The organism is Roseomonas rosulenta, assembly GCF_016106005.1.
In the GTDB taxonomy this organism is placed as follows: Bacteria; Pseudomonadota; Alphaproteobacteria; order Acetobacterales; family Acetobacteraceae; genus Neoroseomonas; species Neoroseomonas rosulenta.
In genome coordinates this window covers 1-2,500 of sequence record NZ_JACADR010000435.1, presented here as the reverse complement: position 1 = coordinate 2,500, position 2,500 = coordinate 1, and the positions used below count along the sequence as shown (strand labels likewise).

Annotated in this window: 3 protein-coding genes; 1 reads left to right on the top strand and 2 read right to left on the bottom strand. The window is 74.1% G+C overall.

Translation table 11 applies throughout. The features are described from left to right. A partial coding sequence (locus HW578_RS25470; RefSeq protein ID WP_198373509.1) for a hypothetical protein occupies positions 1 to 916 on the top strand: 916 nt, incomplete at its 5' end. A gap of 3 nt (positions 917 to 919) precedes the next feature. On the opposite strand, the gene HW578_RS25465 is transcribed toward HW578_RS25470, so the two are convergent. Beyond that, positions 920 to 1,666: a dienelactone hydrolase family protein gene (locus HW578_RS25465; RefSeq protein WP_198373508.1), complete on the bottom strand. Its 747-nt coding sequence runs from the start codon at positions 1,664 to 1,666 to the stop codon at positions 920 to 922. An 11-nt stretch (positions 1,667 to 1,677) separates the two neighbouring features. Then, on the bottom strand, positions 1,678 to 2,500 hold an 823-nt coding region (locus HW578_RS25460), incomplete at its 5' end, for a DUF4384 domain-containing protein (protein WP_198373507.1).

Here is a 2,500-nt window from a genome sequence, read left to right as displayed (position 1 = left end):
GCCGGTGCTGCCGCTGCTCCTGGGTGGGTTGGCCGCCGTGGTGCTCGCCGCCGCGGGCGGCCTGTGGTGGTGGTGGCGCGGTACGGGCCCGGCGGAACCGCCACCCAAGCCGGAGCTGCCGGTGGTCGCGCGGCCCGCGCCGGCGGTGGTCGCCGTGGTGCCGCCCACCGACCGAATCGGCCCGCCCATCGCCAGCCAGGCGGAGATCCTGGCGAATCGCACCGATGCGCCCAGCATGTTCCGGCTGGATGCAAACCCCCGCGTCTTCGTCGCGGATTTCCCGAACCTCGACCGCCAGGGTGCCGCCTTCAACCGCGCCGCGGCGCTGCTCGAGAAGGCGGGCCTGCCGCGCGATCGCGTGCTGGACGACGCCGCACTGGCCGCCGCCATCGCGCGCAGCGGCGACACGCCGGCCACCTATTACTACGGCCACAACTACCGCGGCCGCGACCTCGAGCGATTCTTTGCGCTCGCCGAACGCGACGGCATCCGCCTCACGCCGGAGGAAGCCTGGTTGCGCGGGGAGGTGCAGCGCATCCGCCGCCTGGTCCCGGCCCCGGCGGAATTCGCCGTGATCTCGGTGCCCGGCATCGAGGAACGGGTGGACGAGGCGATGCGCCGCGCCATCCTGCAGCACGAGATCGGCCACGGCCATTTCTTCACAAGCGAGCGATTCGCCGAGCATGCCACGCGCGTCTGGCGCGAATCCTTCACCGAGGCCGAGCGCGCCTCCTTCCGCGCCTTCCTCGCGCGCGAGGGATACGACCCGAGCATCGAGGAGGTGATGGTCAACGAGGCCATGGCCTACCTGATCTTCACGCCGGATCCGCGCTTCTTCACCCCGAGCCATGCCGGGCTGACCGATGCCCGGGCCGATGTGCTGCGCGCGGCGCTGCGCGAGGGCGCGCCGCGCTGAACCTCAGCGCGGCAGGCGCCCCAGCAGGTCGAACAGCGCCGCCCAGTGCCGCTCCGCCGCGACCGGGTCGAAGCCGCCGGAATCGGGCTGGGCGAAGCCGTGATGCGTGCCCGGGTAGTGCTCGATGCGATGGCGCAGGCCGCTGCGCGCGACGGCGGCCTCGACCTGCGGGGGGATGCCCGCCGGCACGTAGGGATCTTGCTCGGCGAAGCAGAGATATGCCTCGCCCCGCGCGATGCGCGGGATCCACAGATGCGGGCTGTCCGCGGCCTCGGTGACCATGCGCGTGCCGTAGAAGGACGCTGCGGCGATGACTCGGTCGGGCTGTTCCGCGAGCGCCTGCAGCGCGAAGCGCCCGCTCATGCAGTAGCCCACCGCCGCCGCTGGCTGCGCGGCGCTTGCGCCGAGCGCGTCCAGCATGGCGGGGAGGTCGGTGCGGAACTGCGCATGGCCGTAGCCGCGCGCAAGATTGAAGATGCGCTCGCGCTCCGGATCCCCCTCGCGCGAGAAGGCGGCGCGGTCGAAGCCGACCTCGCGCGCCGCGCGCCAGTACAGGTTGGGCAGCAGCGCCCGATAGCCCGATGCGGCGATGCGCGCCGCCATGCCGTGCAGCGCCGGGCGCACCCCCGGCGCATCCATCAGCACCAGCACGGCCGGCGCGCGCTCCGGCGCGGCCGCGGGTGCATAGAGATGCGCGTTGAGCGCACCCTCGGCGGTCGGGATGTCGAGCGCGCGCGCGGTGATGGCCATGTCGCGCCCCGTCAGCGCCGCGCCACCGTCTCGACCACCAGCGGGCGCACCACCACGCGGGTGCCGCTGGCGCGCGCCGTGCGCAGCGCGGCGCCGAGTGCCGCCATGTAGGCCTCCTGGCTTTCCACCACCGGCCGCGAATTCCCGAACAGCGGCCGGTCGGATGCGATCACGACGGCGAGGTCGGTGCCGTAGGGCTCGTCGACCTCCCAGCCGGTGAAGCTGCCCTGGGGCTCGCCCAGGCGTACCCGCGCCCCCGCAGCCTGAAGGGCGGAGGGCACCAGGTTCGCCACCTGCCCCGATTGCATGAAATAGGCGACGTACAGATGCGCCGGCCAGTCGGGCATCTGCACATCGAGGCGCATGAGCTCGCCCTTCTGCAGCGGCAGCCGGCCCACCACCTCGACCGACGGGGCGAGCCCCGCCGGCCCGAGCACCGGGCGCAGCAGGTCGAGCGCCGGGCAATAGGGCCCGTCGAAGGCGGCCAGTGTCAGCCGCGCCGCATCCTCCGGCACGCCGCGCGCGGCGATGTCCCGGCGGATCGCCGCATCGTCGCCGCGCCGCACCACGCCCGAGAGCGTCATGGACCGGTCGGTCGCCGACCAGGCGATCAGCGAGCATGGCGTGCCGGTGGCCAAGGCCTGCGCCGCCGCACGCATGTCGAGGCGCGACAGCGCCAGGGCCTGCTGCTGCTGTTGCTGGCGCAGCGCCTCCTCGCGCGCGGCCTGCTCGCGCAGCGACTGTTCGCGGGCCGCGGCCTGTTCGCGCGCCGCCTGTTCGCGCGCAGCCGCGTCGCGGGCGGCCTGCTCGCGCGCTGCGGCATCGCGGGCGGCC

What these genes read in the sequence shown, in the direction of transcription:
- HW578_RS25465 (WP_198373508.1), bottom strand. Translation starts at nt 1,666, where the DNA reads ATGGCCATCACCGCGCGCGCGCTCGACATCCCGACCGCCGAGGGTGCG.